The organism is Pseudomonas sp. R9.37 (assembly GCF_963878885.1).
Classification (GTDB): domain Bacteria; phylum Pseudomonadota; class Gammaproteobacteria; order Pseudomonadales; family Pseudomonadaceae; genus Aquipseudomonas.
The window spans coordinates 110,111-122,829 of the sequence record NZ_CAWNZA010000022.1 but is presented as its reverse complement, the minus strand read 5'-3'; the positions used below and the strand labels follow the sequence as shown (position 1 = coordinate 122,829).

The window sequence follows — 12,719 nt, the reverse complement described above, 5'->3', positions numbered from 1 at the left end:
CATTCACCTCGAATTCTTCAAGCCCGCGTACGCGGAAGTGCCAGTTGCAATAGCTGTGCTTCGTCCGCCTGATCGCGGTTCAACTCGCCGGTCAGCACGCCTTCGCTCATCACCAGGATGCGGTCGGAGATGCCCATCACTTCCATCAAGTCGCTGGACACCACGATCACCGCGATGCCGCTGGCGGCCAGGTTGTGGATGATCTGGTAGATCTCCGACTTGGCGCCGATGTCGATGCCGCGCGTCGGCTCATCGAGCAGCAGCACCTTCATCGGCATCGACAGCCAGCGGCCGAGAATGGCCTTCTGCTGGTTACCGCCGGACAGGTACATGATTTTCTGCTCGGCGTTCGGCGTTTTGACTTTCATCGCCTTGATTTGCTGGTCGGCGTTACCCTTCTCCCAGCCCTCACGCAGCAGCCAGCCAAAGGTGGCATGGGCGCCGCGTGCGCTGATGTTGATGTTCTCGGCGACGCTGGACAGCGGGATGATGCCTTCCTTTTTACGGTCTTCCGGGCACAGCAGCACGCCAGCATCGATGGCATCACGCGGCGAGCGCAGGTGCAGGGTTTCACCAAAGAGCTGCAGCTGACCGGCAGTGGAGCGCGTCAATCCGCTCAGCAGCCGAAACAACTCGGTACGCCCTGCGCCAACCAGCCCGAACAGGCCGAGAATCTCGCCCTTGTGCACCTCAAGGCTGACCGCTTCGCGCAGGCCCGGGCCCAGCAGCCCCTCGACCTTGAGCGCCACCTCGCCGCGCTCACGCGGGCGGTAGTCGTAGATGTCCTGAATATCCCGGCCGACCATACACGTCACCAATTGGTCGTGGGTCAGCGTGGCCATGTCGTCAAAGGTGCGCACAAAGCGGCCGTCCTTGAACACCGTCACCGCGTCGCAGATGCGAAACACCTCCTCCATACGGTGCGACACGTAGAGCACCACTTTGCCCTCGTCGCGCAGGCGCGTGATGATCGCCATCAAACGGTCAATCTCGCGCGCCGACAGACTGCTGGTAGGTTCGTCGAAGGCAATCACATGGGCGCCACGCGACAATGCCTTGGCGATTTCCACCAGCTGACGCTGGCCCAGCGACAGCCGGCCGAGCTTCTCCTGCGGGTCGATCTCATCGGCCAGGCCTTTGAGACACGCCAGCGCCTGCTTGCGCAGCAGCCCGCCATTGACCACGCCAAAACGCGACGGCAAATGCCCGAGGAACAGGTTCTCGGCCACGGTCATTTCCGGCACCAGGTGCAACTCCTGGTGGATCACCGCGACGCCGTTGGCAATGCTGTCGGCGGCAGACTTGAAGTCCATGGTCTGCTCGCCGATCTGCACCGTGCCGCTGCTCGGAATGTAGGCGCCACCGAGGATTTTCAGCAGGGTCGATTTGCCCGCGCCGTTCTCGCCCATCAGCGCGTGCACCGAGTGCGGCCGCGCTTCAAAGCTGATCTGCGCCAAGGCTTTGACCCCGGGAAATTCCTTCCCGATGCCGTTGAAGCGCAAGGCCGCGCCGGTCATTTCCACAGACCGATTTTGCTCAACTCTTCCTTGAAGTTGGCGCGGGTGATCAGGGTCACGTTGTCCAGGGCGGTGAACTTGGCCGGCTCAGTGCCTTTGGTCACCCACTCGAACATCGCCGTGGCGGTTTTGTAGCCGGAAGCGTCCGGGCTTAGCAGCATCGAGCCGTAGAAACCGGTGTCTGATTTCTTGAGTTCTTCGATGGCATCGGTGCCATTGATGCCCACGCCAATCACGTTGGCCGCCTTGAACCCGGCGCTTTCGGTGGCGCGCACGCCGCCAAGCACGGTGCTGTCGTTCATGCCGCCGATGATCAGGTTTTTCGCGGTGCCCGGCAGCTTCACCAGTGCCGAGTTGGTCGAATCCATACTGCCCGGCACGTCGAGGGTTTTCTGGGCGCTGAACAGGATGTGGTCGGCGGGCAAGCCGGCGGCCTTGAGGCCTTCTACCGAACCGTCGGTGCGTTTCTTGCCGGTTTCCAGCTCATCAAAGGTGTTGATGACGGCGTAGGTTTCCTTCCAGTCCCAGTTGCGGTGCTTGGCTTCGGTGGCCATGGCCTCGCCTTGTTTTTGGCCGATCTTGTAGGCGTCCAGGCCGACGTAAGGCACGTCTTCCATGGGCTTGCCTTTGGCGTCGACGAAACGGTCATCCACCGCCAGCACTTTCAAGCCGTTGAGCTTGGCCTTGGCCATGATCGCCGGGCCCAGTGACACGTCCGGCGGGCAGATCACAAAGCCCTTGGCGCCGTTGGCGGCGAGGGTGTCGATGGCCGACAGGGTTTTCTCGCCATCGGGCACGGCGATCTTGATCACGGTGAAGCCCTGGTCCTTGCCGGCCTTTTCGGCGAAGGCCCATTCGGTCTGGAACCAGGGTTCTTCTGCCTGCTTGACCAAAAAGCCAATCTTTACCTCTTCGGCAGACACGAAGCCGCTGAAGGCTGCGGCGAGCGCCAGGGCGCCGAGTGTTTTCTTGAACATGAACCACCTCTTCTTGTTATCGAAAAATTTTAGTCGTGGTACATCACAGAACGCCCGCCATCGATCATCAGGCAGGTTGCGTTGATAAAGGGCGCCTCGTCAGTCGCCAGGAACAGCGCCGTCATCGCCACCTCGACCGGCTGGCCGATGCGCTTGGGCGGGTGCAGGTCGAACGCGCGTTGGCGCTCGGCATGCGGGTCGGGGAAACCGTTCCAGTAGTCGACATTGAGCTGGGTTTCGATATAGCCCGGCGCGATGGCATTCACGCGGATGCCCTTGGGCGCGTATTCGATGCCGAGCGCGCGGGTCAGGCCGAGCAGGCCGTGCTTGGCGACCGGGTAGGGAAAGCAGCCGGGGATGATGTGGCTGGAATGGGTGGAGGCGATGTTGATGATGTTGCCGATGCCCTGCTCGATCATGTGCGGCAGCACCGTACGGCAACCGTACCAGGCGCCGTCGAGGTCGATGGCAAAGCAGCGGCGCCAGTCTTCGTCAGTCATCTCCAGCGGGTCACGGAACACATTGACGCCGGCGCAGTTGACCAACACATCCACACGGCCAAAGCGCTCGATGGCCAGGTTGACCAGCGACTGCCATTGCTCTTTGGACGTGATGTCGACGGCCTGCGCGACAATGTCGGCACCGCGTTCGCGCCAGTGGGCGGCGACACTCTGGACCTTTTCAGCCTGGATATCCGCGATCACCAGACGGGCCTGCTGGGCCTGGAAGCAGGCGACAATCGCCTCGCCAATGCCTTGAGCGGCGCCGGTGATGATCACCACTTTGTTTTTCAGCCGCTCACCGTAGGTGGGCTCCGGCACGGCGGGTAATGACAACGGTTGGGGCTGCATCGCTTCACCTGTTTTATTTTTGGTAGTGAGTGCTGATGCAGGCGACTATAAACCCATCTTTTGAAATATCTCAATATATAAATTTGCATCCCATATATTGAAACAAAGCCTGAAAAATGCGGGCGTGCGGGTGCTTGGGAATGCGGTGGGTCCAGAGGTGGATGGTTGGCTGGAGGATTGCCATCGCGGGCAAGCCCGGCTCCCACAACTGGATTGCGGTGGGTGCGGAATTTCGCTCTGTCGCTCATTAGTGGGGGAGCGGGCTTGCCTGCGATGGCGGTGGGTGAGGCGGCTTGGTTGTTACTGATACACCGCCTTCGCGGGCAAGCCCGCTCCCACATTTGGATTGAGGTGGGTGCGGAATTTTGCGCAGTCGCACAGTAAGTCAGGGAGCTGGCTTGCCTGCGATGGCGGTGGGTCAGGCGGCTTGGTTGGTGCAGATACACCGCCTTCGCGGGCAAGCCCGCTCCCACATTTGGATTGCGCTGGGTGCGGAGATTTTGGTCTGCCGCTCATTACTGTGGGATTTGGATTGAGGTGGGTGCGGAGATTTTGGGCAATCGCACAGTAAGTGTGGGAGCTGGCTTGACTGCGATGGCGGTGGGTCGGGCGGCTTGGTTGTTACTGATACACCGCCTTCGCGAGCAAGCCCGCTCCCACATTTGGATTGCGCTGGGTGCGGAGATTTTGGTCTGTCACCCATAAAGGTGGGAGCTGGCTTGCCTGCGATGGCGGTGGGTGAGGCGGCTTGGTTGTTACTGATACACCGCCTTCGCGGGCAAGCCCGCTCCCACATTTGGATTGAGGTGGGTGCGGAGATTTTGGTCTGTCACCGATAAAGGTGGGAGCTGGCTTGCCTGCGATGGCGGTGGGTCAGGCGGCCTGGTTGGTGCAGATACACCGCCTTCGCGGGCAAGCCCGCTCCCACCTTTGGATTGAGGTGGGTGCGGAGATTTTGGTCTGCCGCTCATTAGTGTGGGAGCTGGCTTGCCTGCGATGGCGGTGGGTCAGGCGGCTTGGTTGGTGCAGATACACCGCCTTCGCGGGCAAGCCCGCTCCCACCTTTGGATTGGGGTGGGTGCGGAATTTTGCGCAGTCGTACAGTAAGTGTGGGAGCTGGCTTCAGCCTTGGGCGAAATCGCGCAGTGCGTCGCCTTCCATGCGGTAACGCACCCATTCTTCCTGCGGTTGCGCGCCGATGGACTTGTAGAAGGCGATAGCCGGCTCGTTCCAGTCCAGCACGCTCCATTCGAAACGTCCGCAGCCGTTGTCGCAGGCAATTTTTGCCAGGTGGCGCAGCAATTTCTTGCCCGCCCCGCCGCCGCGCTGTTCGGGGTTGATGTAGAGGTCTTCGAGGTACAGGCAATTGCTGCCCAACCATGTGGAATAGCTGAAAAAGAACACCGCAAAGCCAATCGGCAGGCCGTCCCGCGAGCAGATCAGGCCATGGGCGGTGGCGCCCTCGCTGAACAGGCTGCGCTCGATATCCGCCACACTGGCGATCACTTCATGCCGGGCCTTTTCGTATTCGGCAAGCTCGGTGATGAAGGTCAGGATCTGCGCAGCATCGCTGGGCACGGCAGGGCGAATATCGATGGTCATGGGCGGGCCTTGGGCAATGTTAAAGTCCACATACTAAGGCGCTTTCATGACTGATTGCAGCGCATTTTCGTGAAGGCCGGGGCGCGTTACTTCATCGGATGCTAAAGCAAGCACCACCAAGCACAGAACAATCGGTCGCAGCGTGCGTGGTAAAAGTTGGCCACAACTCCAACTATTCCAAGGCTTACCCCATGCACGCCACTGCACCTGCGACAAAGCAAGGCGCGACGCTCTTCGCCCTGTTCTGCCTGGCCAGCTTCCTGTTGTCGCTGTCCTACGGCTCGACGTTTCTGCTGTCACTGCTGATCCACTCTCGCGGTGGCAACGAGCATGATGCGGGCAGTGTGATCTCCACGGCGATGCTCAGTACCTTTGTGGCCGTGGTGTTTTCCGGGCACCTGGCCGATGCGGTCGGGGCCGCGCGGGCTATTGCGGCGATGGGCGTGTTGCTGGTGGTGGCCTGCCTGGGCTTTGCCCTGACGCCGGGGTTCGGCCAAGGCTTGATGGTGTTCGGGCTGGCCCTTGGCTTGGGTTGGGGCGTGTTCTACACCTTGGGCCCGATCATCGTGAGCCTGCTGGTGGAGCCCCAGCAGCGAGCCAAATACTTTGCCCTGCTGTCGGGCAGCATGTTGAGCGGGATCGGCTCCGGCCCGTTGCTCGGTCGAGCCGCCAGTGCGCTGGACCTGCCCCTGACGACTGCCTTCTATATTGCCGGGTTGGCCAGCGTTGCCGGGGTGCTGATGTTCTGGCGCATGGGTGCCCGCCTCAAACAGCACGCGAATGTGCCGGCCGCGAGGATTTCCTGGGCTGCCAGCCGTCGCGTGCTGTCATCCAAGGCCGGGTTCGCAATCCTCATGGTCGGCCTGGGAGGGTGTGTGTTTGGCGGGCTTTCGTCGTTTCAAACCAGCTATGCGGCCGCGCATGGCTTGGACTACTCGCTGTTCTTCGCCGGGTTTCTGAGTGCTGCGATCACCAGCCGTCTGTTGATCGCAGGCCACGTGGTCAAACGCGATGCCTACCGGGCAGCCTGTGTGTTGTCCGGGATCATGCTCGGGTCGATTGTGCTATTTGCGGTGGGCGTGAGCGGAAACCTCAGTTATTTGCTGGCAGCTGCCACGCTGGGCGTGGGTTACGGCCTGACGTATTCGGTGATCAACGGGCTGGTGGCCAACGAAGCACCGCCCGGCACCACGTCCCAGGCATTGCTGCTGTTCAGCCTGGCGTACTTTGTCGGCGTGTTCGGGTTTCCCTGGCTGGCCGGGAGGATCATCGTCGATTACGGCCTGCCGACATTGCTGGCAATTGTCGTGGGCGTGGCGTCGTTGAATTGGCTGATCACGGTGGCGCGGCTGGTGTGGCGCAAAGCCTCTGCACACAAAATCTTACAGGTGAGCTAAGACCGTTCGTCGCCATCAAGGCACGAACCGCCAGCGGGGGCGGACCAATAAAGGGTAAGGACATTAATCATATGGAGACACCCCATGAAGAATTCCAAGTTTGCCGCCCTCGCCCTCACCGGCCTGCTGTCTGCCGCATCGCTTAACGCCTTTGCCGCCACCTCCTCGACCGGCAAGACCGACCCGGTCGGCAGCCCGCCAAGCCCTGCTACCCAGGAATCCCAGGATTCGATGGGCACCGGCATGGACACCAATGGCGGCGCGATCATCGACAACGGCGCTGGCGCTGACCCTCGCACCAAGGGCAACGACACCCAACGCCAGGCACCTGCTGCGGTCGGCAACGGCAAAATGGGCCCTGGCATCAGCAATGAGCCGAAGGTCAATAAAGGCGACGACTCGAACATCCCTGGCGCCCCAAAACAACCTGCGCCTTGAAGCATCCATAACGACACCGACACCCGATCATTCCCAGTGAAGAGGTACGCATGAACGTCGATAGAAACCTTGAAAAAGAAGTCCTCACCCGCCTGCTGCACGCCCACCCGAACGGTCTGGGCAAGGAGGTGCTGGATAACTACCGCGGCGGGAAGGAGGTTGCCAGTGTCTTGGCTTTCCTGCAGGACCGTGGATTTATCAAGGATGGGCATGTGACCACCGACGACGCCGGTGAATACTCGTTGAACCTGCCGATCAAGTTGACCGCGTCAGGCGTTGACGAGGCGCGCAAGCTGGAAGGCGAAAGCACCCAGTAATCCATTTTGTCTGGTCTGGCCCTGACAACAGGGCCAGTTGGAGTATCGCAATGCCTCTTGGAAGCAAAGCTAAATACACCGCCGCACAGAAGCGCAAAGCCGCCCGTATCGAACACAGTTACGAGCACAAAGGCGTGTCCAGGGAAGAAGCCGAAGCCCGCGCCTGGGCCACCGTCAACAAGCAGTCCGGCGGCGGTGACAAAGCCGGCGGTTCGGGCCAACGCAAAGCGCCGCAGAAAAAAGCCGAGGCACGCAGTGATTCGGCCAAGCGAGCTGCCGCCAGCCGCGAGGGTCACCCTCGCACTGGTCGCACTTCGCTGGCGACGCAGACCAAGGAAAGCCTGCTGAAGGAAGCGCGTGCGAAGGATATTCCGGGCAGGTCGAGCATGCGCAAGGATGAGCTGATCGAAGCGCTGCGCAAGGCTGGCTGACGCCGGCCTTGCCGACACACCAAACCCAATGTGGGAGCGGGCTTGCTCGCGAATACGGTAGAACAGTCACTCAACATACCGACTGTTCCACAACATTCGCGAGCAGGCTCGTTCCCACATTTTGTTTTGCGTTGCATACCCAAAATCAGCGGTGAGCCGATACCAGCATCATCATGGGACGCTCTTGTTCTTCGGCCAATGCTGGCCGAGCAATGAGGTCCGCTTCGCTTGGCCCCCACTCCTCCACGTGACTGAGCGTGAACCCCGCCTGAATCATCAGAGTAAGCAACGTGCCCAGCGTACGGTGTTGCTTGATCACGCCTTCGGCCAACCAGTGGGTCACCCGCGGCCCTTCCAACTGATAGCCATCCACCGGCCAGCTTTTGCGGCCTTGATCATCGACCAGCCACCCCGGGTTTCGGGGTGCCATGAAGATCGGGTGCTCGATGGAAAACACCAGTCGGCCACCGGGCACCAGGGCGTGGTGAATACGCTCGAACAGCCCCTTCAGATCGACGATGTAATGAAAAGCCAGCGAGCTGTAGGCCAGATCGAACGAGGCAGCAGGCAGGTCGAGTTGTTCCAGGTCGGCGATCGCATAGGTAATGGTCGCCGCAGCGGTCATCTGTTTGGCCCGCGCCAGCATCTTTTGCGACACGTCCAACCCCAGCACATGAGCCGCGCCCTGCTCCTGCGCCCAGCGGCTGAACCAGCCGTAGCCACAGCCGAGGTCCACTGCATTCAAGCCAGCCATCGGCGGCAACATTGCCTGTAAGGCAGGCCACTCCGGCGCGCCAGCCAGGCCTTCGACCGAGCGGCCCATTTTGCTGTAGCCCTCGAAGAAGGCTGGCGTGTCGTAGATATTCTGGGTCATGGCGTCGCTCCGTGCTGAGTGGCGCCTATTGTGCCAACAAGGCATCCACTTCGGCAGCCCCGGGCGAGGTTGCCGGCCCCCAGCGCGTAACCGCCAACGCGGCGGCCGCATTGGCGCGGCGTGCCGCGTCAGCCGGTTCCAAGCCCTGGGCCAACCCCGCAAGAAACACCCCGGCATGGGCATCGCCCGCGCCGTTACTGTCCACGGCGGTCACCTTGAAGCCGGGCACATGCCTGGCCTCGCCTTGAAGACTGACCCAGCACCCGTTCGGCCCATCGCGCACCACCAGCAACGCGTCGGCAGGCAAGTGCCGTTCGAGTTCGAGCAGTGCCTTGGCCAGAGTGTCGGCGCCGGTAAACGCCAGGGCTTCCGGGCCGTTGCTGGTCCAGATGTCGATGCGCGGCAACAAGGCGACCATCAGCGCCGAGTCCGGCGCCTTGACCAGCGGCCCCGGGTCGAACACCACGGTGATGTCACGCGGCAGCGCCAGCAGCCATTCGAGCAATGCCTGGGCCTTGCCTTCGAGCAACAGGCTGTAGCCGCTGACGTACACGTAATCGTCCGCGCGCGGCACGACGTTCGCCAAGTTCTCGGCGCTCAAATCCCCTTCTGCGCCGATATGCGAAATGAAGGTGCGTTCGGTGGTGGCTTCGGTCAGCGACACGCATAAACCGGTGTCCTTGTCGTCGCTGGTCGACTGGGCCATCTCTACGCCCTCGGCTTGCATGGCCGCGCGCGCCAGGTCGCCGAAGCGGCCCTTGCCATGGCGGCCGAGGTAAACCACCGGCAGACCATTGCGCCGGGCGGCGGCCATCACGTTGAAACCGCCGCCGGCTTCAAAGCTGGCAGACCGCGCCAGCACGTCGCCGCCGGTTGCAGGCAAGGTGTCGAGGGCCATGACCAGGTCGACGATGACCTGGCCGGTGTGCAGCAATCTAGACATTGGGGCTCTCTACTAAAGCCGGACGACGGTCAGCCGCGCCGCCCAGTACTGCGTAAATTCCGCCGGCCACCAGGAAGGTGACGATCCAGCCCAGCCCGTTGTGACCCAGCCACGAGTCGGACAGCGGGCCGGCGAACCAGATGTTTTCGGCTGTGGTGCCGATGGTGGTGAAGCTGAAGCCCAGCACGATGGCCACGGCCCAGGCGCCGAATGCACGCCACTCCACGCCGCCGCGATACCAGTAGGCACTGCTTGGGCTTATGTCCAGCAAGTCTTTGGGGCTGTAGTAGTGGCGATGAAGCAAGTCGACCACGAAGATCCCGACCCACGCCGTAATCGGCACCGCCAGCAGCGAGATGAACGTGATGAACGGGCCGTAGAAACTGTCGGCAATCAGCATGAAGTAGATCGAACCGGCGAAGATCGCGACGATGTCGACGATCACCGCGTGCACGCGCTTGACCTTCAAGCCCAGGGTCAAGGTGGTCAGGCCCGCCGAGTACACCGACAGGTTGTTGGACAGCAGCAGCCCGCCAAACGCGGTGATCAGGTACGGCACGGCCATCCAGGTGGGCAGCATGTCGCGGATCGCGATGATCGGGTCAGTGGCCGAGGCCAGATCATTGTTGCCCACCGACAGCAAGCCACCGAGGGTGATCAGCAACACCAGCGGAATCCCCGCACCAAACGCGGCGGAGGCCACCAGGCGCACGGCCTTGACGCTGCGGTGCTGGTAGCGCGACATGTCGGCGCCGGCGTTGGCCCAGCCGATACCGGTGCCGGCGGCCATGGTGCCGACGCCGATGATCATCGCGCTCAGCGGCGCCGGCGTGGCGTTGAACACCGCACTCCAGTCGATGGTGGCGCAGAGGAAGCCGCCCACCAGGATGTTCAAGGCGCCAAATACATAGGTGGCCCACTTCTGGATCACCAGTAAGGTCGCGTGGCCGAGGCCGGAGACGGACAGGGTCAGCAGCACGAAAATGGCGATGAAGATCAGTGTCAGCACGGGCGCGCTTTTCGCTTCGACCGGCGAGTGAAACAGGATCGAACACAACGACAGCAACACGAATGCCGCGGTGGTGGTGTTGACGGTTTCCCAGCCCAGTCGCGACATCAGCGACACAAGGGTCGGGCCGATATTGCCGCGCACGCCAAAGATCGCCCGGGACAGCGTCAGGCTCGGCGCACGCCCGCGGCGGCCGGCAATCGAGATGATGCCCACCACGGCGAAAGAGCCGGCGGCGCCGAGGATTGCAACGATGATCGCCTGCCAGATCGCCAGGCCACGGAACGCCACGAGGGTCGCGCCCAGCGGCAAACCGAGAATGCTGATGTTGGCCGCGAACCACACCCAGAACAGTTGCAGCGGATGACCGTTGCACTCGCCTTCAGGGACCGGTTCGATACCGCGTGTTTCCAATTGCCCGGCACTTTGGCCGGTAGAAGGGGTGCTCATGAGGGGTGCTCCTGGTGCCTGTATTGTTGTGGTTGTGACAGATACTCAAGGTGAATCGACTCTCGGTCTTCCTGACTCTGCGAGTTCAATGGGGGAGCGGGCTTGCTCGCGAAAGCAGTGGGCCAGTCAACTGATGTGCCACCTGATACACCGCTTTCGCGAGCAAGCCCGCTGCCACCTGTTTGCCTGCGGCGCTTATCGAATTTGCAGCAGCCCCTGCACCAGCGGCTGCAAGTCCAGGCCATTGACCTGCTTGACCTGTTCAATCATCACCGGCGGCCAGCACTGCATGCCCAGACACGCGCCCAACATCGCGCCGAGCATCGCGGCGATGGTGTCGGTGTCGCCGCCAAGGCTGGCGGCCAGGCACACGGCTTCCAAAGCACTCATCGCGCCCACCGCCACTTGCTGCGCGAGGGCAAACGACACCACCACCGACTCCTGGGAGGCCACGGAGGTACCAATCAGTTCGTAAAGCAGGTCGGCAAACAGGGCTTTGTCGCCGCTGCCGACGCTCAAGGTGCGCGCCCAGCTGATGCGCGTGGAAATACGCCCACCGGCAACCCAGTGACCATGGTTTTCCGCCTGCTGGGCGATCTGCGTGCCGATGTTGAGCGCTTCGCCCAGGTCCACGCCGTTGATGCCGGCCGAGACCACCGCTGCAACAGCAGCCGCGCTGGAGATGCCCAACGTGGTGTTGTGGGTGACCTGGCAGGCCTGGATCACCGCCTGGATGAACGGCGCCGGGTCGCTGACATCGGCGGCGATCCCCACCGGCGTGATCCGCATGGCGGCGCCGTTGGTGGTGCCAAAGCGCCCGGACTCTTCCGGGGTGTGGCCGGCGAGGATCATGTCGATGGCGCGCTTGGTCGATGGCCCGAGCAAATCCTGGGAGCCCTTGGCGCGCATCGCCGCCTCCCAGTCGATCAAGCGCTGGGCGAGCACGGTCGGTTCGATCTTGCCGTTTCCTTCAACCAGCAACTCGCCGACCAGGATCGCCTGTTCAGTGTCATCGGTAATCGAACCGGCCGGCATGTTTGGCGCAATCGGTTGGTCGGCATCGGCGTCTTCCAAACCCGTGATGGCACCGAAGCGCTGTTGCACCTGTTCGCGGCTCAAGGACTGGGTGGGCATGCCCAATGCGTCGCCCAATGCCAGGCCGTAGAAGGCACCGAGGGCGCGGTTTTGCGGGGTCATTTTGACGCTCCAAACTGCAGGTGCAGGCGAAAGTGCAGAGGGTCGAGCAAACTTTCGACGTACTCCATGAAGCGCTCGCGGCGGTCGTAGGTGGTGCGCGAGGCCTTGAGAAACACCGTGCCGGCGGGGCGGCCAAGCAACTCGGCGTCTTCGTCGCTGAGGGGCTCGGCGCCGATCCATTGGTCACCTTCGGCGCCAACATAGCCGTAGGCAGCCAGGGTGATGGTCAGGGAATTGTCGATCAGGCCGACGCGGGGCAAGCCTTCCAGGCCACCGGAGGCGGGCATCAGCGAGCGCTCCAGCGACACCGCCGTACCATCGGTGGTACGCCGGCGACGGTCGAGGGCGATGAATTGGTCGCTGCCGAAACGGCTGAGCAGGTCGGGGCGGGTCACGGCTTCCAGGCGCAGGATGTCGGTGGTAACCAGCGCCCCCGTGTCCGCCAGGGCCTGGGCCCAGCCGCTGCGTTGGTCGAGCACCATGCCGTCAAAGGTGACGATGGAGCCGACGCCGCTCTGGGTGGCGATGTAGTTGCGGCGTTTGAGCTCAGCCAGGGCTTCGCGCAATGTGCCACGGCTGACCGCAAACTCTTCGGCCAACTGGTGCTCGCCTGGCAGCAGGAAACCGTCGGCCATGACGCCCGCCTCGATACGGCGGATAAGCTCGTCGACGACGCGTTTTTTCTTATCAAATCGGACATGTCTAATCATGTACAA

At 62.3% G+C, this 12,719-nt stretch carries 13 protein-coding genes; 4 read left to right on the top strand and 9 right to left on the bottom strand.

Annotated elements, in window-relative coordinates:
- Positions 1–17: 17 nt before the first annotated feature.
- The 4 genes from araG to AACU78_RS12725 all read right to left on the bottom strand — a co-directional run bounded on the left by araG (position 18) and on the right by AACU78_RS12725 (position 4,947).
- Positions 18–1,517 carry an L-arabinose ABC transporter ATP-binding protein AraG gene (gene araG / locus AACU78_RS12740; protein ID WP_106576181.1) on the bottom strand — a complete coding sequence of 500 codons (1,500 nt, stop codon included), beginning with the start codon at positions 1,515–1,517 and terminating at the stop codon, positions 18–20.
- Positions 1,514–2,494, bottom strand: coding sequence for a substrate-binding domain-containing protein (locus AACU78_RS12735; RefSeq protein ID WP_106576180.1), 981 nt, complete (start codon positions 2,492–2,494; stop codon positions 1,514–1,516). Before AACU78_RS12735 ends, araG begins: the two co-directional genes overlap by 4 nt.
- Positions 2,495–2,523: 29 nt before the next feature.
- Positions 2,524–3,345 carry an SDR family oxidoreductase gene (locus tag AACU78_RS12730; RefSeq protein ID WP_106576178.1) on the bottom strand — a complete coding sequence of 274 codons (822 nt, stop codon included), beginning with the start codon at positions 3,343–3,345 and terminating at the stop codon, positions 2,524–2,526.
- A gap of 1,122 nt (positions 3,346–4,467) precedes the next feature.
- Positions 4,468–4,947, bottom strand: a complete 480-nt coding sequence (locus AACU78_RS12725) for a GNAT family N-acetyltransferase (RefSeq protein ID WP_106576703.1) — start codon at positions 4,945–4,947, stop codon at positions 4,468–4,470.
- A gap of 191 nt (positions 4,948–5,138) precedes the next feature.
- On the opposite strand from AACU78_RS12725, the gene AACU78_RS12720 reads away from it, so the two are divergent.
- From AACU78_RS12720 to AACU78_RS12705, 4 genes are all read left to right on the top strand, one after another.
- Complete coding sequence (locus tag AACU78_RS12720) at positions 5,139–6,344, top strand: MFS transporter (protein ID WP_106576177.1); 1,206 nt, start codon at positions 5,139–5,141, stop codon at positions 6,342–6,344.
- Between the two features lie 84 nt (positions 6,345–6,428).
- The gene (locus AACU78_RS12715) at positions 6,429–6,782 is read left to right on the top strand and encodes a hypothetical protein (protein ID WP_106576176.1); all 354 of its coding nucleotides are present in this window, start codon (positions 6,429–6,431) and stop codon (positions 6,780–6,782) included.
- Between the two features lie 50 nt (positions 6,783–6,832).
- Positions 6,833–7,099 (top strand): hypothetical protein, encoded by a 267-nt coding sequence (locus AACU78_RS12710; protein ID WP_106576174.1) that lies wholly within the window; start codon positions 6,833–6,835, stop codon positions 7,097–7,099.
- Positions 7,100–7,149: 50 nt separating this feature from the next.
- Complete coding sequence (locus AACU78_RS12705; protein WP_106576173.1) at positions 7,150–7,530, top strand: Rho termination factor N-terminal domain-containing protein; 381 nt, start codon at positions 7,150–7,152, stop codon at positions 7,528–7,530.
- A 145-nt stretch (positions 7,531–7,675) separates the two neighbouring features.
- Here the strand turns inward: AACU78_RS12705 and AACU78_RS12700 are convergent, their stop codons facing one another.
- The 5 genes from AACU78_RS12700 to AACU78_RS12680 all read right to left on the bottom strand — a co-directional run bounded on the left by AACU78_RS12700 (position 7,676) and on the right by AACU78_RS12680 (position 12,713).
- Positions 7,676–8,404, bottom strand: a complete 729-nt coding sequence (locus tag AACU78_RS12700) for a class I SAM-dependent methyltransferase (protein ID WP_106576171.1) — start codon at positions 8,402–8,404, stop codon at positions 7,676–7,678.
- A gap of 25 nt (positions 8,405–8,429) precedes the next feature.
- A complete protein-coding gene (locus AACU78_RS12695) occupies positions 8,430–9,347 on the bottom strand; it encodes a PfkB family carbohydrate kinase (RefSeq protein ID WP_106576170.1) in 918 nt (305 codons plus the stop codon).
- The gene (locus tag AACU78_RS12690) at positions 9,340–10,806 is read right to left on the bottom strand and encodes a purine-cytosine permease family protein (protein ID WP_106576169.1); all 1,467 of its coding nucleotides are present in this window, start codon (positions 10,804–10,806) and stop codon (positions 9,340–9,342) included. The genes AACU78_RS12695 and AACU78_RS12690 overlap by 8 nt, the downstream gene beginning before the upstream one ends.
- 195 nt (positions 10,807–11,001) lie before the next feature.
- Complete coding sequence (locus AACU78_RS12685; protein ID WP_106576168.1) at positions 11,002–12,003, bottom strand: ADP-ribosylglycohydrolase family protein; 1,002 nt, start codon at positions 12,001–12,003, stop codon at positions 11,002–11,004.
- Positions 12,000–12,713 (bottom strand): GntR family transcriptional regulator, encoded by a 714-nt coding sequence (locus AACU78_RS12680; RefSeq protein ID WP_106576167.1) that lies wholly within the window; start codon positions 12,711–12,713, stop codon positions 12,000–12,002. Before AACU78_RS12680 ends, AACU78_RS12685 begins: the two co-directional genes overlap by 4 nt.
- Between the last annotated feature and the right edge of the window lie 6 nt (positions 12,714–12,719).

Coding starts and splice junctions, on each gene's coding strand:
- araG (WP_106576181.1), bottom strand. CDS start 1,517: ATGACCGGCGCGGCCTTGCGCTTCAACGGCATCGGGAAGGAATTTCCC.
- AACU78_RS12735 (WP_106576180.1), bottom strand. CDS start 2,494: ATGTTCAAGAAAACACTCGGCGCCCTGGCGCTCGCCGCAGCCTTCAGC.
- AACU78_RS12730 (WP_106576178.1), bottom strand. CDS start 3,345: ATGCAGCCCCAACCGTTGTCATTACCCGCCGTGCCGGAGCCCACCTAC.
- AACU78_RS12725 (WP_106576703.1), bottom strand. CDS start 4,947: ATGACCATCGATATTCGCCCTGCCGTGCCCAGCGATGCTGCGCAGATC.
- AACU78_RS12720 (WP_106576177.1), top strand. CDS start 5,139: ATGCACGCCACTGCACCTGCGACAAAGCAAGGCGCGACGCTCTTCGCC.
- AACU78_RS12715 (WP_106576176.1), top strand. CDS start 6,429: ATGAAGAATTCCAAGTTTGCCGCCCTCGCCCTCACCGGCCTGCTGTCT.
- AACU78_RS12710 (WP_106576174.1), top strand. CDS start 6,833: ATGAACGTCGATAGAAACCTTGAAAAAGAAGTCCTCACCCGCCTGCTG.
- AACU78_RS12705 (WP_106576173.1), top strand. CDS start 7,150: ATGCCTCTTGGAAGCAAAGCTAAATACACCGCCGCACAGAAGCGCAAA.
- AACU78_RS12700 (WP_106576171.1), bottom strand. CDS start 8,404: ATGACCCAGAATATCTACGACACGCCAGCCTTCTTCGAGGGCTACAGC.
- AACU78_RS12695 (WP_106576170.1), bottom strand. CDS start 9,347: ATGTCTAGATTGCTGCACACCGGCCAGGTCATCGTCGACCTGGTCATG.
- AACU78_RS12690 (WP_106576169.1), bottom strand. CDS start 10,806: ATGAGCACCCCTTCTACCGGCCAAAGTGCCGGGCAATTGGAAACACGC.
- AACU78_RS12685 (WP_106576168.1), bottom strand. CDS start 12,003: ATGACCCCGCAAAACCGCGCCCTCGGTGCCTTCTACGGCCTGGCATTG.
- AACU78_RS12680 (WP_106576167.1), bottom strand. CDS start 12,713: ATGATTAGACATGTCCGATTTGATAAGAAAAAACGCGTCGTCGACGAG.